Annotated in this window: 13 protein-coding genes and 2 tRNA genes; 11 read left to right on the top strand and 4 right to left on the bottom strand. The window is 53.9% G+C overall.

The annotated features are described in order from the left end of the window. The first annotated feature begins 97 nt into the window (after nt 1-97). From ppdK to F605_RS09850, 4 genes are all read left to right on the top strand, one after another. Nucleotides 98-2,827: a pyruvate, phosphate dikinase gene (gene ppdK / locus F605_RS0104210; protein ID WP_022864660.1), complete on the top strand. Its 2,730-nt coding sequence runs from the start codon at nt 98-100 to the stop codon at nt 2,825-2,827. 410 nt (nt 2,828-3,237) lie between these two features. After that, the gene (locus F605_RS0104215; protein WP_022864661.1) at nt 3,238-6,258 is read left to right on the top strand and encodes an FAD-binding and (Fe-S)-binding domain-containing protein; all 3,021 of its coding nucleotides are present in this window, start codon (nt 3,238-3,240) and stop codon (nt 6,256-6,258) included. 98 nt (nt 6,259-6,356) lie between these two features. Further along, nucleotides 6,357-7,601, top strand: coding sequence for a hypothetical protein (locus F605_RS10995; protein WP_022864662.1), 1,245 nt, complete (start codon nt 6,357-6,359; stop codon nt 7,599-7,601). A 9-nt stretch (nt 7,602-7,610) separates the two neighbouring features. Next, entirely contained in the window at nt 7,611-8,762 is a 1,152-nt protein-coding gene (locus F605_RS09850) for an alpha/beta hydrolase (protein ID WP_022864663.1), read from the top strand. A 451-nt stretch (nt 8,763-9,213) separates the two neighbouring features. On the opposite strand, the gene F605_RS09855 is transcribed toward F605_RS09850, so the two are convergent. Next, nucleotides 9,214-10,725, bottom strand: a complete 1,512-nt coding sequence (locus F605_RS09855; protein ID WP_022864665.1) for a cation:dicarboxylate symporter family transporter — start codon at nt 10,723-10,725, stop codon at nt 9,214-9,216. An 816-nt stretch (nt 10,726-11,541) separates the two neighbouring features. Between F605_RS09855 and rplJ the strand changes: the two genes are divergently transcribed. From rplJ to F605_RS09865, 4 genes are all read left to right on the top strand, one after another. After that, nucleotides 11,542-12,063, top strand: a complete 522-nt coding sequence (gene rplJ, locus F605_RS0104240) for a 50S ribosomal protein L10 (protein ID WP_022864666.1) — start codon at nt 11,542-11,544, stop codon at nt 12,061-12,063. A 66-nt stretch (nt 12,064-12,129) separates the two neighbouring features. Continuing rightward, nucleotides 12,130-12,519 carry a 50S ribosomal protein L7/L12 gene (gene rplL, locus F605_RS09860; RefSeq protein WP_040765066.1) on the top strand — a complete coding sequence of 130 codons (390 nt, stop codon included), beginning with the start codon at nt 12,130-12,132 and terminating at the stop codon, nt 12,517-12,519. Between the two features lie 303 nt (nt 12,520-12,822). After that, nucleotides 12,823-14,604 carry an ABC transporter ATP-binding protein gene (locus F605_RS0104250; protein ID WP_022864668.1) on the top strand — a complete coding sequence of 594 codons (1,782 nt, stop codon included), beginning with the start codon at nt 12,823-12,825 and terminating at the stop codon, nt 14,602-14,604. Continuing rightward, nucleotides 14,601-16,496 (top strand): ABC transporter ATP-binding protein, encoded by a 1,896-nt coding sequence (locus tag F605_RS09865; protein WP_022864669.1) that lies wholly within the window; start codon nt 14,601-14,603, stop codon nt 16,494-16,496. The genes F605_RS0104250 and F605_RS09865 overlap by 4 nt, the downstream gene beginning before the upstream one ends. Nucleotides 16,497-16,573: 77 nt before the next feature. Here F605_RS09865 and F605_RS0104260 read toward each other — a convergent pair whose 3' ends face one another. The 3 genes from F605_RS0104260 to F605_RS0104270 are packed head-to-tail and all read right to left on the bottom strand — an operon-like array spanning nt 16,574 to nt 19,314. Next, on the bottom strand, nt 16,574-17,419 hold the full coding sequence (locus F605_RS0104260) for an amino acid ABC transporter ATP-binding protein (RefSeq protein WP_022864670.1): 846 nt from the start codon (nt 17,417-17,419) through the stop codon (nt 16,574-16,576). Next, a complete protein-coding gene (locus tag F605_RS0104265; RefSeq protein WP_022864671.1) occupies nt 17,416-18,372 on the bottom strand; it encodes an amino acid ABC transporter permease in 957 nt (318 codons plus the stop codon). Before F605_RS0104265 ends, F605_RS0104260 begins: the two co-directional genes overlap by 4 nt. Before the next feature lie 24 nt (nt 18,373-18,396). After that, nucleotides 18,397-19,314 (bottom strand): ABC transporter substrate-binding protein, encoded by a 918-nt coding sequence (locus F605_RS0104270; protein WP_022864672.1) that lies wholly within the window; start codon nt 19,312-19,314, stop codon nt 18,397-18,399. Between the two features lie 197 nt (nt 19,315-19,511). Here F605_RS0104270 and F605_RS0104275 point away from each other — a divergent pair, with 197 nt between their 5' ends. From F605_RS0104275 to F605_RS0104285, 3 genes are all read left to right on the top strand, one after another. Further along, nucleotides 19,512-21,797, top strand: a complete 2,286-nt coding sequence (locus F605_RS0104275; RefSeq protein WP_156005253.1) for a hypothetical protein — start codon at nt 19,512-19,514, stop codon at nt 21,795-21,797. A gap of 100 nt (nt 21,798-21,897) precedes the next feature. Continuing rightward, nucleotides 21,898-21,979, top strand: a tRNA-Tyr gene (locus F605_RS0104280). Between the two features lie 94 nt (nt 21,980-22,073). Beyond that, a tRNA-Thr gene (locus F605_RS0104285) sits at nt 22,074-22,146 on the top strand. Nucleotides 22,147-22,163: the final 17 nt, after the last annotated feature.

The following is a 22,163-nucleotide window of genomic DNA, read 5'->3' on the forward strand; positions in this document are numbered from 1 at the left end:
GGACTCAAGACCTAGGGTCTCGCTGCTACCTGTTAAGATGGGAACGGAAGTATCGCTTTATAGCGTAATCGAAATTCAACATGGAGGCCATTAACCTATGGCAAAGTATGTCTACACGTTCGCCGAGGGCAACAAGGATATGAAGGATCTGCTGGGTGGCAAGGGTGCCAACCTGGCGGAGATGACTAATTTGGGTTTGCCCGTTCCCCCCGGTTTTACGATCACTACCGATGCTTGTCGGGCATACCTCAAACATAACGAGGTTCCGGAAAGTTTGGTTCCAGAAGTGACCAAGGCGTTGCGTGGAGTAGAAGATCAGATAGGGCGCACCTTAGGGGATGAAGAGGAACCGCTGCTGGTGTCGGTGCGTTCCGGTGCGAAATTCTCGATGCCGGGCATGATGGAGACCGTCCTTAACGTGGGACTCAATGACCGTTCGGTAGCCGGCCTGGCAAAGATGTCGGGATCGGAGCGTTTCGCTTGGGACTCTTACCGTCGTCTGGTGCAAATGTTTGGTAAGACGGTTTTGGGGATCGATGGCGACTTGTTTGCTGACGCCCTGGATAGCATGAAAGAAAAAGTTGGCGCCAGCGCTGACGTGGATCTGACGGCCGAAAACCTGCAGGATCTGACTGCGCAGTTCAAGCAGATTGTTAAGGAACAAACCGGCAGTGATTTCCCGCAGGATCCGCGCACTCAGATGGATATGGCAGTGGAGGCAGTCTTCCGTTCTTGGAATACGGAGCGGGCCGCGATTTACCGTCGCCGCGAACGGATTCCGAACTCGCTGGGCACGGCGGTGAACATCTGCACTATGGTGTTCGGCAATATGGGTGATGATTCCGGTACTGGCGTGGCCTTCACTCGGGATCCTTCCACCGGTAAATCTGGTGTTTATGGCGATTTCTTGATGAACGCTCAGGGCGAGGACGTGGTGGCGGGTATCCGCAACACGGAACCGTTGTCGCATTTGAAGACGGTAAATGAGCCGGTATACAAGGAATTAACCAAGATTATGCGCCGCCTGGAAACTCACTACCAGGATATGTGCGATATCGAATACACCATAGAAAAAGGCAAGCTGTGGATGCTGCAGACCCGGGTGGGTAAGCGCACGGCAGCTGCGGCTTTCCGGATTGCGGTCCAGCTGAACGAGGAACGTCTGATCACCAAGGATCAGATGCTAGAACGGGTCACGGGCGAGCAGCTCACCCAGCTGATGTTCCCTCAGTTCGACTTGGATTCTGACCGGGTGCGGTTAACTACCGGTATGGCGGCTTCTCCGGGAGCTGCTGTCGGCGGGATTGCTTTCAATAATGAGCAGGCGGAAGCGGCTAAGGCAGCTGGTAAAACCTGTATTTTGGTGCGTCGGGAAACGAATCCTGATGACCTGGCAGGCATGGTAGCTGCCGAGGGCGTTTTGACTGCTCGCGGCGGTAAAACTTCTCACGCCGCCGTGGTTGCTCGCGGCATGGGTAAGACCTGTGTGTGTGGAGCTGAAGCCCTAGAGATTGATCCCGAAGCCGGTACTTTGAAAGTAGATGGCAAGGTTTTCCATGAGGGCGATGTGATCGCGATTGATGGAGCCACTGGCGAGGTCTTTGAGGGCGATGTTCCGGTTCAGGATTCTCCGGTAACCACCTACCTGGAAGCTGGTTTAGAGGCCGGACTAGAGGCTTGCGGTGATGATGACGATTTGAAAGATCTGGTGCGCTGCGTTGACCGCATGATGGAGTTGGCAGATGTGCGAGCAAGACTGCAGGTGCGCGCCAATGCAGATAACCCTCAGGATGCCAAGTTAGCTGTGGAGTTCGGAGCTACCGGTATTGGGCTTTGCCGTACGGAGCATATGTTCCTGGGTGATCGTCGCCCGCTGGTGGAACACGCGATTTTGTCTGGGGAAGGTTCTAAAGATCGCCAGAATGCCCTAGAGCGGCTAGGCGAGCTGCAGGAGAAGGACTTCTCGGAAATGCTGCGGGTGATGGATGGCAAGCCGATGACGGTTCGTTTGATCGACCCGCCCTTGCACGAGTTCCTGCCGGATCTAACCAGCTTGGAAGTCAAAGTGGCAGTGCAAAAAGCGCAGGGAAAGGTTAACCCGGAAGATCAGCGGATGCTAGCCGCAGTGCGCCGGATGCATGAGGCCAACCCCATGCTGGGCTTGCGCGGGGTGCGCTTGGGGATTTGGATGCCCGGTCTGTTTGAAATGCAGATTCGCTCCCTGGTAAGTGCCGCGGCCGCCCTCAAGAAGGAGGGATTAGATCCCCGCCCAGAGATTATGGTTCCGCTGGTGGGCTCAATTACCGAGTTGGGACTGATCCGCAGCCGTGCCGAAAAAGTTATTGGTGAGGTTTGCGGGGCTGCCCGAGTCACTCTGGAAATCCCGATTGGCTGCATGATTGAGTTGCCGCGTGCGGCGATTACCGCCGAATCTTTGGCGAAAGAAGCTGATTTCTTCAGCTTCGGCACCAACGACCTAACCCAAACTACTTGGGGATTCTCCCGCGATGACTGCGAGGGCGTATTCTTCCCCGAGTACATTGAAGAGGGCGTGTTCGGTACCTCTCCATTCGAAACCATCGACACTCACGGTGTGGGTCGCCTGGTTAAAGAAGGGGTATCCCGTGGTCGCTCCACTAATCCGGGAATTAAACTGGGTATTTGTGGTGAGCATGGTGGCGATCCGGAATCTATCCACTTCTTCCACAAGACTGGCTTGAACTACGTTTCTTGCTCGCCGTTCCGGGTGGCAGTGGCACGTCTGGAGGCCGGTCGCGTGGTGGCTTTGGAGAACATTGAAGGTTCCGGAGAGGACGCTACTGCTTAGCGGTAACTTTAGGGTGGCACCTGGCCTTCCTGCCCTGACTGGCAGGGTTTCTCAGCAATCATGCCCTAAGCTATTTTCATAACACCCCTGGGGGTCGGCGGGATTATCCCGCCGACCCCCATATTTATATATTGGCGATTTATTTCGTAGTAGCAGTTAGTTAGAGTATTTCGGAGCCAATACCAATTTTTCAGGGGAAGGAGAACGCCTGATGCAAACGCAATCGTGGTTCTCATCATTGGTTGCGGCGCGCGCTGACAGCTACTGTATCCCTCTTACCTGGGCAAAGGTAGTAAGTGTCAGCCCTAGTTGTCCTAAGTGTCAGAAATAAATAATTCTGACACTAATAGGTTTTAAGGGCGCATCTGGGAACAGATAGGATCAAGGGTAGAAGCAAGGAAAGGCGACTTATGTCTATCGGAGCAGGCGACTACCGCATCTTTCGCTCGCGCTTGCGCGAAAAATTCCGGGGAGAAGTGCTAGATTCTCGCGCGGACCGCGCTGTCTATGCCACTGATTCTTCTAACTATCGGATTCCTCCAAAGGTTATTGCCTGCCCGAAGGATCAAGATGACCTACGGATATTGCTGCGATTAGCCCGGGAATGCCGGGTGCCGGTGACTGCCCGGGGGGCAGGGACTTCCTGCGCGGGAAATGCTATTGGTCCGGGAGTGGTAATCGATTATTCGCGCCACCTGAATCGGATCATAAAAATTGATCCTGAGAAGCGCTACGCAATCGTAGAACCGGGGGTAGTGCAAGCCCAGTTGCAACAGGCAGCAGCCCCGTATGGGTTACGATTTGGGCCGGATCCTTCTACCTCTTCGCGTTGCACTATTGGCGGGATGATCGGCAATAATGCCTGCGGCCCCCACGCTACCGCCTACGGGCGCACCTCCGATAACGTTTTGGAGCTACGGCTTATCGACGGTTTAGGACGGGAGATTATCGCCGGGCAGACCCCGCAAGACGTGCCAGAAGCCCCGCAAGACGCGTCTGTATCTGACGAACAAATCTCACAAATACCCGGTCTAAAATCCCTGGTAGCTGCGAATCTAGCTACTATCCGCACCGAGTTTGGACGCTTTGGACGCCAAGTTTCTGGTTATTCCCTGGAACACCTACTGCCCGAAAATGGCCCCGCCCTCGCGCCTTTCCTGTCTGGAACCGAGGGCACCCTGGGGGTTATTACCCAAGCAACCGTGCGCCTCGTTCCTCTTCCTAAAGCTCCCGTACTGGTGGCGCTAGGTTTCCCGGATATGATTGCCGCTGCCGCTGCGGTGCCACGGATTCTTCCCTTAAAACCCTTAGCGGTGGAAGGTATGGATGCCCGGCTGGTGGAAGTAGTGCGTCAGCATAAAGGTCCAGGTGCAGTCCCGGAATTGCCTCAAGGTAGCGGCTGGCTACTTTGCGAGGTCGGCGGGGAAGGCCTGGATGAGGATGCCACCTTACAGCGGGCGCGGGAGCTGGCGGCCGCCTCCGGGGCTAGCGGAAACGCGGTCATGATTTATCCACCCGGGGCTGATGCCGCTGCTATCTGGAGGATCCGTGCAGATGGTGCCGGACTGGGTGGACGTACCCCCCAGGGTGACCAAGCCTGGCCGGGGTGGGAGGACGCGGCAGTACCACCGGAAAATTTGGCTGCCTACCTGCAGGATTTCCAAAAGCTGCTAGAAAAGTTCGAATTGGACGGACTGCTGTATGGGCACTTCGGGGACGGATGCGTGCATGTCCGGTTAAATATGCCGCTGGGAAGCGCCGCCGGATTGGGGAAATCGCGGGATTTCTTGCTCGCCGCCGCGCAGTTAGTTGGAAAATATAGAGGCTCTATTTCCGGGGAACATGGGGATGGTAGGGCGCGATCCCAGCTACTACCAAAAATGTATTCTCCGCAAGCTGTGGATTTATTTGCACAGGTAAAAGCTTTATTTGATCCGGGAAATCTGATGAATCCCGGGGTTTTGACCGGCCCGGCAGGCCCAGACGGAGTGGAAGAAAACGTCCGGCGTGCCCAGGCGCGCCCCCTCAAAGCAAGTGCGGAAGGTTTTGCTTTTTCCGAGGACGGCGGTAGCTTAACCGACGCTTTCCATCGCTGCACCGGGGTCGGTAAATGCCGTGCTGATAACAGCGCCGCGGGCGGGTTTATGTGTCCGTCTTACCAGGCGAGTGGCCGCGAACAAGAAGCTACCCGCGGCAGGGCGCGCATCCTGCAAGAAGCCACCAATGGGGGACTGATTCACGGATTATCTGACCCTGAAATATGGCAGGTGCTAGATTTATGTCTGGCCTGCAAGGCTTGTTCTGCAGATTGTCCCGCCGGGGTAGATATGGCCAAGTGGCGCAGCGAAACCCTTTTCCGGCGTTACCAGGGGTGGCTGCGTCCGCTTTCACATTACGCCTTGGGATGGTTGCCGCGTTGGCTGCGACTAATGGCCAAGATTCCGGGAGCAGCGCAGCTAGCAAACTTGGCTACCAAGATTCGCCCGCTTGTCCAGGTGGCGCTACAACTACTCCACCTGGATACTGCCCGCACCCTTCCGCGTTTTGCCACCCGCTCGTTAGAGAGTCAGTATCCGAACCGGCAACTATGGCCAAAAAAGTCAGAAAGTTCCCCCTGGGAACAGGACTTTTCCAGAAAACCCGGAGTGATAGCGGATAAAGAAATTGCAGCTAAAGCCGGAAAACAAACCCGCCAAGCGGCGCGTTCAACCTCTAAATCTGTGGTTATCTGGGCAGATTCATTTTCGCGAGGACTAGATCAACGCGGGGTAAAAGCCGCGATTAAGCTACTTACTGAGGCGGGTTGGCAGGTGTTTTTAGCACCTCCAGATACTTGTTGCGGTCTGACCTGGATTACTACCGGGCAGTTGAAAGGGGCGCGGCGACACCTCGAAAATTTACTGGCTCGTCTGGCGCCCCCGGCTGCCAATGGCATCCCCATCGTGGGGATCGAACCGTCTTGTACTGCGGTACTTCGCGATGACCTCCTAGAATTGTTTCCCGCAGATCCGCGCGCCCTAATGGTTAGTGAAGCTACCTTTACCCTCGCGGAATTTATTAACGCGAACTGTCCTGATCTGCCGTTACCGAACCTGAGCGGGGTGAATGTGGTGGCTCAGCCTCACTGTCACCACTATTCGGTGATGGGATGGGAAGCCGATCGTGCTTTGCTGCAGAAAACTGGCGCTAAGCTGGTGGAACTGCAAGGATGCTGCGGGATGGCCGGGAACTTCGGGATGGAAGCCCCCCATAGGCAAATGTCGCTGACCGTGGCGGAACACGCCCTCTTACCAGCATTAAAAGCCGATCCGGGTGCGGTTTTCTTGGCGGATGGTTTCTCTTGCCGCACCCAGGCCGAAACTTTGGCAGACCGTGGCGGAGTGCATTTAGCGGAATTGCTGGCTAATCCGGATAGCTGCACGAAAAAATAATCCTTAACAGCGCCATCGGCGCTAAAACCGGCGCCTTGACGGGTATCCGTGACACAATGGAATAAATATCCGTAAGAAAAGCAGGGAACGGTGAATCGATGGCACTTTTTGAACTGGAATCTGGCCGCCTAATACCGGCACAGTTTGGTACCCCGGTGGGACATGGCTTAGAGATGGATGTGCTCGAATCCATTCGCTCACAGGTACTGGAGGTAATTGACCGTCCCCTTTTCCCGGTCGCTTGGGCAGGGGATGGTGGAGAATCTGGAACCGGCCCGCATTCTTTAACTGCGTTAGATGCCTCTGGGCAGGTAGTTTCGGTGGAAGTGCTTTCCCGCCTGGATCCGGTGAGCCTGGTGGCGGCGATTTCTCGGCTCGGGCAGGTTTCCGGATTGGGATGGATGGATTTAGCCAGCCAATATCCGGGGGGAGTGCAAGCTTTCCAAACCGGTTGGGCAGAATTCCGGGAGGCGATGCCGCCTAACACCCAACCTGGGCCACGGTTATTCCTGGTAGTAGGGGAGATTGATGAAGGTTGTTACTCTGCGTTGGGGGTACTATTCGCCTCTGGAATTGAGATTCACCAAATTTCTTCCCGCCAGATGTCTAATGGTCGTCGTTTTTTGGAGGTCGCCCAGATCACCTCTAGTTCTATTAGCTATACGCGCCCGCAAATCGGCGGCCATCGGGCTCCGGCTCCCCAGATTTCTTGGCATGTAGATGACGAGTCAGCGCTAGCGGAAGCACAGGTTTCGCCGGTACCGCCTGCGCCCCCTGCACCGCCGGTTTCCGAAGATATTTCTGAGGACGCGTCCCTCGCTGAGCAGGAGCTAGCGCGGGCTGAAGCTGTACAATCACCAGTTCCCGCCGCGGAAAGCGTGACACCTCAGCAGGAAAATCTGGAGGAAGAACCGGTGGCAGAGGTAGAAAGTTCGGCCGGAGAATCTGAAAGGCTAGAGCAGGAATCTTCACCCGAAACCACAGACGAGGAAGATGTGGCTACCAGTTTCGCTGCACCGCAACTGCTGCAAAAAGATGCCGAAGGATTGCGTTCTATTTCCTCGCTGGTCGGTCAAGATACCGTCTTACTATGGTCGGATGATCGCGGACGAATTTGCGAAGCTCTCCTGAAGGAAGAAGGAGTGATTGACCCGGGAGACGGGCAGCTCACCGATCAGGTTCAGGCAGCGTTTGAGCAGGTCGGGGGAAATAGCGACCTAGATGCTTGGGAAGCATTCCGGATTGGAAATCTGGAAGGGCCCACTTTAGCGGAAGCCATTGCGGAAGTTAATGCAGAGATTGAACGCCATGCGTCTTCCCACGACAGAAAACACGGTCACTAGGAGACGAAAATGGGGAAAGGGAGTTCATCTGCCGCGTCTTTACCGACTCAGCCTCCGGCGGTACCCGCCCCGGTAGGTCGGTGGGTACCAGATATTTTAGGGCCGGGGTTTGAGGCTCGTACGTTGGAATTACCTCGTGACAATGAGGGCGAGCTGTGTGCCACCTTGGTACGACATCTTCCCGAGGACGATCCCTGGGCGATTTCAAATACCCCCGCGGAACCCTCCTTTATTTTCCTGTTCATTCATGGTTGGAATGATTACTTTTTCCAGCGGGAACTGGCGCGTCATATTTCCCTAGCGGGAGGAGCCTTTTATGCGATTGACCTCTGCAAATATGGGCGTTCGCTGCGTAAATGGCAGACGTTTGGCTGGACCGAAGACCTGCTTTCCTATGACCTAGATATTTACGCCGCGCTAGAGGTCATGCGAGAGGAACATCCAGATTTGCCGTTAGTGTTGGCCGGTCACTCTACCGGAGGGCTGACGGCGGCCTATTGGGTGAACCGGCATCGGGACCAGGTGGCCGGTCTGTTACTTGATTCCCCCTGGATTGAAATGGCGGGGGGAACTTCCCAGCGTTTCGGAGCTCGCGCCCTCGCAGAATTATTCTCCCGGCGGGCAGCCAAAAAAGAGGTCCCGCTACAGTCTGCTGACTCCGCTTACGTGAATTCTTTGATGGGTTGGGATCGAAAGGTTGATGGTACTCTGCCTAAACGTCTGGAACTCTGGATGCAAGATCCTTCCCTGCAGGGCTGGCCATTGGTTTCAAGCTGGAAAGGTACCCCGGACGCACTAGTACGTTTCGGCTGGGTACGGGCGATTACTATCGCCCAAAAGAAACTTCTAGCAGGTGAAGCCACCGAGGTGCCGACCTATTTCCTGACTTCTACCGCTTCCTCGACTGGGAAACGGAAACGGGAAATGATGTTTACTGATTCGGTGCTGAACGTGCAAACTATGTGCGGAAATGCCTGGCGACTTTCCCGACAGGTAACTATGGAACGTTACCCCGGTAAACATGACCTATTCTTGTCTTTCCCGGACGTGCGTCAGGAAGTGTGGTTCGGTATTCACCGCTGGTTAGGTCAAGCGCTACCCGGGCAGGCGCGCCCGGTCGGTGAAATCGGTGAAACCACTGCTCGTGCCATCTGTCCCTAAGGGTTAGTTAGCAAGTGTTACGTTTGCTCATTTATTTTATTTCGGTAAATTATGGGGCTGCGTCCGGGGAAAAGCTGATCTTTTCTAGGGGAGAGAAAAGACGCCTGGCAGGTCGCCGTTATGCGCACACCAAGCAAGCAATATGGATAGCAATTATTACGGGAATATTGAGTGCTATTACTGAAGCTATCCCAGATTCAGAAGACTAGCTGATCTAGGATTTCGGGCAGTAACGCGGTTGATATCTTCGGTTTTACCAGGGTTTATATCCATATTTGCGTATTATTTTAAACAATAAACTCTCAGCTAGGCACCTAAGCTGAGATTTAAAAGAGTTTACTCTTAAGCGCCCAGCTGAGAGCTAGAGGGGACCTCACCACTTAAAAGTTGACTTGCAGCCGGGGAAACTTCTGCTGCAGCAGTGGCGGCGAACCCTGATTCTTGACTTTTATTATTCTTTACTGGCTGTAGCTTGTTCTTCTAGAGCCAGCTTCTCGATTGCCTCCACATCGGGTTGAGGGGTATGTGGGAACTGGTCCCTGACCTCTACCGAGGGGTTACGGAGGTTGATATCGACGTCATCCTCCTGGGGATTGTAGGGCAGTTTCCCGTTTAGCACATCGTAAACGCGCTGACGATCAATAGTATGTGTCCAGGTGCCAACCAGCAGGGTGGCGACTGCGTTCCCGGTGAAGTTAGTTAGAGCTCGGGCCTCTGACATGAAGCGGTCGATGCCGACAATCACTCCTACTCCGTCTAGTAATTCCGGACGGTGTGACTGTAAGCCGGCAGCTAAAGTAGCGATCCCTGCTCCAGAAACGCCGGCGGCGCCCTTTGAAGCAATCATCATGAAGATCAGCAAACCGATTTGCTCGCCCAATCCCATGGGCTTGTTCATGGCATCGGAGATGAAGATGGCCGACATGGTGAGGTAAATCGCGGTTCCGTCCAGGTTGAAGGAGTAGCCGGTAGGAACCACGATCCCCACTGTAATTTTGTGGATTCCCAGGTGTTCCATTTTGCGCATTAGGTTTGGTAACGCCGATTCTGAAGAAGAAGTGGCTACGATCAGCAGGTATTCCTTTGCCAGGTACTTCATAAGTTTGAAGATGTTGAAGCGAGTAAATATTGCCAATACGGAACCTAGTACCACGCAGATGAACAATATACAGGTGATGTAGAAGGCCACCATTAACAGCAACATTTGCCCCACAGCTTTGGCGCCGGTGGAGCCAACCACTCCCGCCATGGCGCCAAATGCGCCGATGGGAGCCAGCCAAAGGACCATGTAGAGTACCTTGAACACCAGTTTTTGGATGGCAGCGACTGCGCGCAGGATCCCATCCCCGGTTTTACCGAGGCTTTGTACCGCGAATCCTACTAATAGGGCGATAAACAGGGCTTGGAGCACCGAGCCGGAGGTTAGGGAGGAGAAGAAAGTGTCAGGGATAATCGATTGAATAAAGCCAACGATACCGTCTGCTTCCTGCTTGTTACCGGAAGTGAACTGGGCGGCTGCCCCCTTGGTAGCCTCAATGTTTAGGTCGCTGCCAGGCTGGATTAGGTTGCCTACGACTAAACCGATACCTAAAGCAAAAGTGGACATCGTCATGAAGTAGGCCAGGGCAATTCCGCCGGCTTTACCTACCGATGCAGCGGCGCGTACCGAGCCAATCCCGAGCACGATCGTACAAAAAATTACCGGTACGATCATCATGGTGATGAGCCGGACGAAGGTGGTTCCGACGACCTTGAATTCCTTGGCCACATCGGGGGCGGCTATTCCGAAAATGATCCCGGCGATTACCGCGATGATCACGGCGATGTAAAGCCAGTGGGTGTTATCTTTCTTTGGCTTTTTACGTTCCGGTACGTAAGGTTTGCTGGCGGTTAGCTCAGTAACCTCGAGACTAGATTCCCTAACTTCTACATCTTTGTTCTTTTTGCGTTTGAGCATACCCATAGAGGAACTCCTGCTATACATTTTTTGGAATGCGGGACTTAATGACTAGGGGGAAAATAAAACTTTATCTTTCCCGCGAAGTGTGAAAGTAGGGTATAACCACTAACGTCTTGATGTAAAGTCAAAACTTTGTTTTGCCTCATAATTTTACCGTAGGTCTTTTATCCTAGGTCGTAAAAGCTTATTTGTGAGCTTGCCCATACTGCTCTTTTGCTGTCTTGGCGTTGTCGCTTTTATAGAGGCTCCGTGGGGGAGAAGTGCGCCTTCAGATAAGGAGTTTGAATGCGGGGTTCTATGCTCCCTAGCTAGACTCTCAATAACACTCTAAAGAAGCTCTCAACTCTAATTCTCGACAGTTGAGAGTTCTGCAGATTTGCTGGTTCGCGCTTAAAGAGGCGCAGGTAGCTTCTGCTTCACATCCTCGCTGCTATTGGCTAGGAGCTTTCCCTGATTCCCTCAGGGATCCACAACGCAAGCTAAAAGTAGACAGCACTAAATGCTGGTTGTAGTTAAATAACCCACAAAAGGGGTATATCCTGCCCTTCTGCTTTGACCAGTCGACAAAGGGGCTGTTAAATTGGCTATTGCCCAAGATCGCCGGTGCCCACACCAGTGGGTTTAAGTTCCAGATCGGAAGCCTGTGTAGGTTGAACGATGCGTAGCGTATCGAAAATGGTTGCGCGTCCTCGCAAAAGAGGACGTACTTCCCCTGGGGAAGGTGGCAGCTAGGATCGATAGGTTTATTTTCGCCCCGTGCAATCTGCGCGGGGTTTTCTTGTTCTGGCCCCCGGCACGAATAAACGGAAGGAGGGCCTAATGGCGAAACCTAATAAGCAAGCCATGATCGCTCAGCTGGAAGAAAAAATCAGCTCGGCATCGGCCCTGCTGCTCACCGAATACCGCGGGTTGACCGTGGCTCAGATGACTGAGCTGCGCAAAAACCTGGCAGGAACGGCTACTTATTCCGTCACGAAGAACACGCTGGCCAGGATTGCCGCCAAAAACCAGGGAATTGATTTCCTGGACGAGGAGCTAACCGGACCGACCGCAATTGCGTTCGTAACCGGAGAGGCCGTGGATGCGGCCAAAGTGCTGCGCGACTTCGCCAAGGATAACGAGCAGTTGGTTATTAGAGGCGGTGTCCTCGACGGGAAGTTCTTGTCTGCAGATGAAGTCAAGAAACTCGCTGAACTGGATAATCGCGAAACTACACTGGCCAAACTGGCTGGTGCAATGCAAGGCAAACTGGTACAGGCTGCCTTTATGTTCAAGGCGCCCGCCTCCAAGGCGGTTCGCACCGTGGACGCCCTGCGCGAAAAGCAGGAACAAGCGGCTTAGTAAAGCCGCATAGATCGACAAGAAAAAATCTGCCTCGCGTGGGCAAAAATAGGAAGGAATGCCAATATGGCTAAGCTCAGCAAAGAAGAGCTAATTGATGCTTTCAAAGAAATGACTCTGTTGGAACTGTCCGAGTTCGTTAAGGAATTCGAGGACGTCTTCGACGTAGAGGCCGCGGCTCCTGCCGCCGTAGCCGTTGCTGCCCCCGGTGCTGCCGGTGGCGAAGAAGCAGCCGAAGAAAAGACCGAATTCGACGTAGTGCTCGAAGCTGCTGGCGACAAGAAGATCGCCGTAATCAAGGCTCTGCGCGCGCTACAGCCCGGACTGGCTCTGAAAGAAGCCAAGGAAAAGGTTGACTCCGCTCCCACCACCGTTCTGGAGGGTGCATCCAAGGAAGACGCCGAAAAGGCCAAGGCTGATCTGGAAGGCGCGGGCGCCACTGTTGCCCTGAAGTAAGGCTAGTTAGTCTTTTACTTTATAAAAGCGGTGCGGGGAATTTTTCCCGCACCGCTTTTGTATACCCTCGCTATCTGGAACGCTGGAGCCCAGTAATATTCCGTGCTAATGCCCTTTATGTGTGTCTTTATTTCATTGTTCTTCCTGGGGACACCGACTAATTCGGGTGTGGTTTAACTCTGGGGAGATTAATATCTTCGCGGAGGGCGCAAATCCAGGTAATTAACCCGACAAGCATTTTGCTGCGCGTTAGGATGCAAACAGTTGCGGCGCCAATACTTATCCAAGAACCGAGGGGATTCCATGACCGTACTGCGGCACCTAGGTAAAAGAGAATGGCTGCTCAGCGCGCTGGCAATCATCACCATCATTTGCCAGGTTTTCTTGGATTTGCGTCTGATCGACTACATGCAAACCATCACCGAAATGATTGTGAAGCCGGGTGCGACTGTCAACGGGGTGCTGATCGAAGGCGGGAAAATGCTGGGGTGTGCCGCCGGTTCTATGGTGGTAGCCATTATCACCGGTTATTGCATGGCCATGATCGGCGCGACTGTCGCCCGTAATCTGCGTCAAGCGGTGTTTACCAAAGCGATTTCGCTCCCCGAAGCCGACTTTGAACACTTTGGCGCGTCCTCTCTAATCACTCGTTCCACTAACGATGTCACTCAGGTGCAAATGTTTGTGGTGATGGGGTGTCAGCTGATGGTGAAAGCTCCTATCCTCACCATTTGGGCAATCATAAAAATTGCGGGAAAGAACCTAACTTGGACTCTCGCTACTGGGCTTGCGGCTTTGATCTTACTGGTGATGATCTTCGTTATTTGGCGGATCGTAATGCCGCGGATGATGCGGATGCAGCGGATAACTGATGACCTTAACCGGGTGACTCGCGAACACATGGAAGGAGTGCGCGTTATCCGTGCCTACGGCTCCCAGGATTTTCACCAAAAGCGTTTTGAAGCCACCAACGCTGAGCTAACCAACACTCACCTGATGGTCTCCGGCACTTTCTCCTTCATGATGCCCATGATGAACACCGTGATTTCCGGGCTTAACCTGGCGATCTATGTGCTGGGTGCTTTCATGATTTCTGCCGCCGCCGGCCTGGCGAAAGTAACCCTGTTTTCACAGATGATCGTATTTTCCGGGTACGCTACCCAAGCGATCAGTGGTTTCCTAATGATGGCCATGGTGTTCGTATTTGCTCCCCGCGCGATTGTGGCTAATCGGCGCATTAGGGAAGTGCTTGATTGTGAACCCTCCCTTGCTGATCCGGTAGTTTCTGCCGACAAGCCCACATCCTCCCTCGGAAAAGAAACCCGCCAAGACCTGAAGGAACCAGCGATTGAGTTTAGGGATGTTTCATTCCGCTATCCTGGAGCTGAAAATGACGCCCTTCACCAGATAAATCTAAAAATTCCGCGCGGACAGACCGTTGCCCTGATTGGAGCCACCGGCAGCGGAAAAACTTCACTGGTGAACCTGATTGCCCGGGTCTACGATCCTCGCGAAGGCCAAGTTTTGGTTAACGGCCAGGACGCGCGGAAGTGGCGCTTGCGCGACCTGCGTAATCAAATCGCATATTCGCCCCAAAAAATCACCCTGTTTACCGGCACTATCGCTTCCAATATTGCCTTTGGAGAAGGTCCGACAAACATTACTCCCGCCGATATCGTTAAGTCCGGAGATGTTGCTTCTTGCGATTTTATTGCTGATAAAGAGGGCAAGTTTGCGGCGGAAGTGGCGCAAGGGGGCAGTAATTTTTCCGGCGGACAAAAACAACGGATTTCGATTGCCCGCACAGTGGCTAGGGATGCACAAATCCTGATTTTCGATGACACTTTTAGCGCCCTCGACTATGCCACTGACCGGGATATTCGCGGGGAACTGGCGGAAATAGCTCGCGGGAAAAGCCAGATTATTGTGGCGCAGCGGATTGCCACTGTGCGGGAGGCCGATCAGATTTTAGTGATCGATCACGGCAAAATCGCGGCGCGGGGAACGCATGAATCCCTGATGGCGTCCTCGAAAATCTATCGCGAAATCGCCCTCTCCCAACTCTCTGAAGCGGAGTTGGCATGAAAGACGCAGAAATGAGCAGGTGGGACCAGCGAGTCCAGTCGGCGCGGCGCGGACTAGAGCCAGTAGAAGAAAAAATGTCGCCAGTGCGCGCGGGAGGACGCCACGGCGGGAACGTCTACGAAAAAGCCAAGAAAGGACAGTTTGCCCAATCGGTGCGCGACCTTGCCCAGTTTTTAGGGCGTTACCGGATAGCTATCCTGGTTGCGGTAGTTTTGGCGATTATAGGATCGCTGCTCACTGCGATAATGCCGATGTTTTTAGGGCTGATAACCGATGTGATCGCCTCGGGGCTGCACAGCAGTATCGATATGGACAAGATATTTGCCCTCTTGCGGATGGCGACCCTCGTCCTCGTTCTGGGATTCTGCTTTAACCTGGGGCAATCACTGATAATGGTGGTGGTTACCCAACGCACCGGGCAGCGGATGCGCTCCGCTATTGACCGGAAAATCGATCGTCTGCCGCTGTCCTTTTTCGACAACACCAGTCACGGTGACACCATGAGCCGGGTAACCAACGATATCGACACCCTGGTGCAAACTCTGCATTCCGCAATCACCACCATCATCACCGGAATAGTTACCCTGGTAGGCGCCGCTTTTATGATGCTCTACACCGAATGGCGGATGGCGCTGGCCGGTATGGGAGTAACGCTCCTGGGATTCGTCCTCAACGCGGTGATCATGGTGTTTTCGCAGCGTTTCTTTATTCGCCGGCAATCGAATCTGGGCAGCCTAAACGGGCATATCGAAGAATCTTTATCCGGACAAGGAATCATCAATATCTACAATGCTGCCGCCGCCACCGTCGCCGAATTTAATCGCCGTAACCAGCGGCTTTTCGATGCCACTTGGCGCGCCGATTTCCTCTCCCAATTGATGATGCCGGTAATGGGGTTCGTCGGAAACCTAGGTTACGTGGTGGTATGCGTGCTGGGTGCAGTCCTAGTGGTGAAAGGCAATGTAACCATCGGAGTGATTGCCGCATTTATGCTCTATATCCGGGTTTTCACCCAGCCCTTATCGAACCTAGCGTCCGCGACGGCCTCCTTCCAATCCGCGGCAGCTGCCGGGGGGCGAGTTTTTGAAATTCTGGAAGAGGATGAACTACCCGATGAATCCGAAAAACCGGCGCTGAGCGGCAAGGTAACTAAAGGTGAAGTAGAATTCCGGGATATCCGTTTCTCGTATGAAGCAGGTAAAGAAATTATTCACGGATTCTCTGCCCTGGTACATCCGGGACAAAACGTGGCCATCGTAGGTCCGACTGGAGCCGGGAAAACCACCCTGGTTAACCTGCTAATGCGCTTTTACGAACTGGACTCCGGGGAGATTCTTCTGGATGGCACCCCGCTTGCTGCGATGCGGCGCGAGGACGTAGATTCTCAGTTCGCGATGGTACTGCAAGACAGCTGGATGTTCCAAGGAACCCTGCGGGAAAACATTATGTATTCCCAGCAGGAAGTATCCGAGGAACGCCTTGAACAGGTGATTAAGGCAGTCGGACTAAGTGATTTGGTTGCGCAACTGTCGCACGGCCTCGATACCGAGATTCGAGAAGATTCTGCCCTTTCAAGCGGACAACGGCAGTTGGTGACTATTGCCCGCGCGATGGTTGCCGATAAGCCGCTTTTGATCCTTGACGAGGCGACTTCTTCGGTCGATACCCGCACGGAGCAGCTGATTCAACGAGCAGTAGCCAAAGCTACCGCGGGGCGTACCTCGTTCGTGATTGCCCATCGTCTGTCGACAATTCGTGACAGTGACGTGATATTCGTGATGGAGCATGGAGATATTGTCGAGTCCGGGACGCATGAGGAGTTGCTGGCCGCCGAAGGCGCGTACGCCCGCCTCTATAACGCGCAGTTCACCAAAGGTGACATTGACGCGTAAGTGATCCGCGGGGCAGGGGCTGGCTCGGCAACAAGGCGTAGCCGCGCAGGAGCCTCCGGTGCGCGCAGTTATCGCTTTTAAAGCACCTTAGAGAAGAAGTCTCGGGTACGGGGGTTCTGGGGATGGTTTATTACCTGGTCAGGGGTGCCCTGCTCCAGGATTTTACCTTCGTCCATAAACACTACGTGGTCGGCGACTTCCCGGGCGAATCCAATCTCGTGGGTTACCACGATCATGGTCATGCCTCCGCGTGCCAGGTCTTGCATGACCGATAGGACTTCCCCTACCAATTCGGGATCCAGGGCGGAAGTGGGCTCGTCAAACAACATCAGCTCTGGCTCCATGGCGAGGGCGCGGGCGATAGCTACCCGCTGTTGCTGCCCGCCCGATAGCTGAGCCGGATAATGGTCGGCGCGCTCTGCCAGCCCGACTCGTTCTAGCAGCTCTAAAGCCTTAGTTCGCGCCTCTTCTTTCCCGATTCCTTTGACCTGGGTAGGTGCTTCCATTACGTTTTCCAGCGCGGTCTTGTGGGGGAAGAGATTGAAACGCTGAAAGACCATGCCCACTTGGGAACGTTGGCGCGCGATTTCCTTGTCGGTCAGGCGGCGCAACACGGTACCTTGCTCGGTAAGCGAACCGCGGCGGCGATCGAAGTACGCGCGGACAGGATTTTTCGAGGGCGCGCCCTCTTCCATCCCCAATAGTTCTCCGTTGAGGTAAACGCGACCCCCGGAAACTTGTTCCAACTCGTTTACGCAACGCAGCAGGGTAGATTTTCCGGAACCGGACGGCCCTAACAGCACGCACACTTCACCGGTAGCTACCTGCAAACTTACATCTCGCAGTACGTGGAGATCCCCGAAAAACTTGTGGACGTGCTGCAGATCCACCATTAGGGGCTGATTTTCTGGTTGTGAGGTCATGGGGTGTACTCCAAGAAAGGATCGTCTTTGGTAGTGCCAGATTCGGCCATCGCGCGCATCTTACGAGATCCGGCGGGTTTCTTATCTCCACCGGTACGCTCATCGAAACCACGACCGAAGTAGCTTTCAATATGACTTTGAATCACCATCAAAATCGAAGTAATCGTCAAATACCAGATCGCTGCCACCAGCAATAGAGGGATCGGCAGGAATAGGCGCTGCCCGATGGTTTGGGTGGCGAAGGTAATCTCCAAAGTAAACGGCACTGCCAAGACCAGGGAAGTGGTTTTCAGCATGGAAATGGTTTCATTGCCAGTGGGGGGAATAATTACCCGCATGGCTTGGGGCAAAATAATCCGCCGCAAAATCTGGCTGCGACGCATCCCTAGGGCGCGAGCGGCTTCTTCTTGCCCGGAATCTACCGCATTCAGGCCGGAACGCACGATTTCTGCCAGATATGCGCCCTCGTTAAGCCCTAGCCCTAAAATCGCGGCCACCGCGGGACTGATTACCGTGTTGGTATCAAAAGTCAGCAGTTCCGGGCCGAAAGGAACTCCTAGCGAGAGGGTGGAATAAAGGGTGGGTAACATTCCCCAAAATAGCAGCTGAGTGTAGATAGGGGTTCCGCGGAAGAACCAAATATAGGTCCAGGAAACCCCTTTCATAATTGGGTTAGGGGACTGGCGCATAATCGCCATAGTCACTGCCAGGATCACCCCGATAAGCATGGAAACTACCGTTAAAATCAAGGTCCACATGATTCCGCGTAGTACCGTGGGGTGGAAGATGTATATGGCTACCTGATCCCAACGAAACTTTTCATTACTGACCAGGCCATGTACCAGCATGGCAGCCAGAATCAGCACTACAACCGCACTAACCAGGCGGCCCGGCGAAAATACCGGGCGCGGCCTGGTTAGCGTGGCGCCATCTTTCAGTTTTTGGCTATTCATATTTAAAGGTTAAGCCCTCGGACGTTATTCGGAAACATTCGGGTTAATTACAGCCTTGTCCAGGATGAAGGAGTCGGCGCCGTAAACGGCGAAGATCTTCTTCAAAGTTCCGTCATCCATTAGTTTTTGTAGGGCTGCCTGCACGGCTTTCGCCAGTTGCTCGTTATTCTTATTGACTACTACGCCATGCTGAGCGGTCTCGAAGGCTTCACCGACGATTTCCAGTTCCCCGCCGCTCATCTTGACTGCGTATCCCACGACTGGCGAGTCGGCGAGCACCGCGTCATATTGGCCTCCGGTGACCTTGGGGACGATTTCGGTCTGCATCTTGTGCTCTTTTACGGTGACTGCCGGTTTTCCGTCCGCTTCGCACTGTTTGGAAATCTCTTTGATGGTTTCCTGCTGAGCGGTTCCAGTCTGTACCCCAACGGTCTTGCCACAGGGGTTCTTAGGATCGAACTTCTTGGGGTTGCCCTTGGCTACTCCGTAGGAGAAGCCAAGTTCCGCATAGGAAACCATTTGAGTCTCGGCTTCCCGCTCCTTGGTGATGCTGAAACCAGAAACCCCGATGTCATATTTGGTGCCGATTTGCGGGATCAGGGAATCGAACTCGCCGTGGGTGGTGGTGCCGTCTTTTAGGCCCATAACTTTGGCAATGGCTTTGACCATGTCTACGTCGTAGCCGGTGGGGGTTTTGTTATCGGCTTTCATATATTCGGCGGGGGCGTAGTCCACTGAAGCGCCGTTCTTGAGAACTCCGGCCTTCTTGATGTTTGCTGGAACCAGCTTTGCGACTGCGGGATCGGTTTTAACAGTCGATACGTCAAATCCTTTTTCTCCGGGATCATCTGCGGGGCCGGCAGCCTCGCTACCGGAGCTGCAGGCAGCTAAACCTAGCGAGGTGAGGGAAATGGCGGCGAGTGCCGCAAGTTTGCGTTTCATGATATCTCCAATCAGTAGGTCTGTAGAAAGTATGCAACGTTACGAATAATTATGCAAAATCCTGAGTGGGGTCTGTGGCGGGTATCTCTTTAAGGTTGCTTCTTGTGTGCAGTATTGCGGCTGTCTCAATCCCGATATTTCTTCGACGGGCAAGGATCTGCGTGCTCAGCGAAGCAAAACCCCGATATGCTGGGGGCGTGAACAAACACTGCTCCCGCAGGTCTGGGTGGGTCATCTCCCTGTTGCTGATCGCCTTGGTGGTGACCCTTATCTACCCCCTTAACGCGCAGGCGCGCGAACATCCCCGCGTCCTCGTCCTTATTTCCTCCGGCCTGTCTTGGTCAGACGTTGATCCGACAGAAAAAGAGGGTAAAGAATTCTTAGACGCCCTCGGGGAAGCGAGGGTAGCCAACTTGACTCGCCATAACGCGGCTAAAATTACCTGTCCCTTAGATGGGTATCTAACTTTATCGACGGGCATGCGAGTAACCCCCACTAAAGCCCGTTCCCAAGGGCATTGCCCCGAAATTCCTGCTCTGGATGACGGTGTTTTCTCTGCATCCGAGCTAAGAGAATGGCAAAAAGATGCCGCTCGACAAAATGAACAAGCCGTTCCCGGAACATTAGGGAAAAGTTTGGTTGAACAGGGTAAAAAGTTGGTGGCTATCGGTCCGGGAGCCCGCGTGGCGGCTATGGATGATGGTGGAAAGGTAGCTAACTATCGTTCGCGAGCAACTACCGAGGGGCTTACCTCCCAGGTAAAAACGGCTTTAGCGGACGCCGAAGTCACCATTGTCGATGTAGGATCGGTGAGCCCGAATAGCGCTATCAAAGTTTCCCCCACTTCGTTAAACGCCACTCCCGCCGATGGGCTACCGGGAGCAGATAGAACGGAAAAACCTCGCAGTAAACAGGTTTTAGCCGCTCTTACTGCCGGTCTAAAAGCCGCTCAAGACGCTGATCTGGTTTTTGGTTTAGATGTTGCCGATCATTCCGCCACGCCCCACTTAGGGATGGCATTTACCCGCGCACCCGGGGAAAATCCGGGAATAATTCGTTCCTCCTCTACTCGCCAGTTGGGGTTAGTCTCTACCGTTGACTTCACCAGTCGCATCCTCGAGGTCACCGGTGCTAATGCTCCTGAATATCTAGTGGGAGGAACCTTTAGCTCCGCGCGCGACTATGGAATGGCCAGTAATCTAGACTGGCTGCGCAACCAAGCTCTGCGATCCGATCAGGCGAGTATTTTGCAGGCGCGCTTTATCGTGCTAACCGGGATTATTTTATTAGCAGCGTTGGGGCTTTTGCTGGTTTTGCTGCGGCGGGAATATCTGGGGGTCTCTAGTCGCTCCCGTAAGGTAGTAGTGCTGCTTTGCCTGAGCGCCAGTTTGTTAGGGCCGGCCAGTTTCCTGGCGGCTAATATTCCGGCTGGTATCTTAGGGGGAACTGGTGGGAATTTTACTGCTAACGCCCTACAAATGTCGGTTCCGCTCCTTACCGTGCAGTACTTCTTGTTGCTGCTTGCGATCGCAGCGGTCTTGGCGGCATTTTGTCTGGCCGTCGGAAAGGTTGTTGCCCGGCGCTGGCCTGGGTTGCAGTTTTCAGCTCCGATCCTGGTTGCTGCAGCTCTCGTGATCATCTGGTTGCTGGTTAGCTTGTTAACGGGATCCCCAGATCAAATCTCTGCTATGTTCTCTTCGGCAGCCACTGCTGCTACTCGTTTCTACGGCCTCAACAACAATAAGTATTCTTTCTTATTCGCCGCGGTCTTAGCCCTAGAATGCCTGGTTTTAGCACCCGCAGCTGCCAGGTTCCCTCAGCGGCGCCACCGCTACTTTATCTACGGTTTTACGCTCCTAGCTGTAGCGGTAATCCTAGATGGCTTCCCCTGGCTAGGAGCCGATGTAGGCGGACCACTAGCGATGGTCCTCGGGGTAGGGATTACTTTGAACTGGGTGCTAGGTAAAAAGGTGGGGCCAGGAAAAGTAATGGCGCTGATAGTCGCCGCATTTTTGGCCTCGAGCTTATTTGTATTGGTAGACAAGCTAGCTAGCCCCCCTGCCCGCACTCACTTTGGGCGTTTTATTTCCGAGGTCGCTAACGGAGGCGGCGGAATTATTGTGAAGCGCAAAGCCGAAGCCATGGTTAATACCTTCGGTGGACCCCTCATCTTCACGGTTTTGGTAATCCTGGGAGCTGGGCTAGCTATCTGGTACCTTATTAAACGCAAACGACGCACCAGCGCAGATGCAAGCCGTCCCCCCGCGCGTTTTGATGGGGGCTTGTCGGCTTTGAATCGCATTCCGGGGGCAGCCTATTTTGCCAAGGGAGTGTTGCTTACCTCCGTACTGGCGGCACTAACCAATGATTCTGGGGCTCTGATCCTAGTTTGTGCGGGATTATTTACCCTTCCGGCTCTCGACGCCATGCTGATCTTAAGTGCCCGGGAAAATCTCCCACTGCAAAAAACCAAGAAGCTATAGGCGAAATAATCAAAATTCGGTGAAGTCGGTAACTTTCCTCCCTAGAGTTTTTGTATGCTTAACTCCGTTTGATAGTCTTTTGAGGTGCCTGAGTGCACGAGGCGGGTTACCCAAGCGGCCAAAGGGATCTGACTGTAAATCAGCCGGCGTAGCCTTCGGGGGTTCGAATCCCTCACCCGCCACGGTGCTAAGTTTTCGGACTTAGCGGCAATAAGGTAAACTGCTAGCTGGTAGTACGGAGTAAATTCCGTTTAACCAGCAGGTATGTTGGCTGTTGCCCCGATAGCTCAGTAGGCAGAGCGTCTCCATGGTAAGGAGAAGGTCCAGGGTTCAAATCCCTGTCGGGGCTCTAGGGTTTGTGTTTGC

The sequence above is a fragment of the Varibaculum cambriense DSM 15806 genome, assembly GCF_000420065.1.
Classification (GTDB): domain Bacteria; phylum Actinomycetota; class Actinomycetes; order Actinomycetales; family Actinomycetaceae; genus Varibaculum; species Varibaculum cambriense.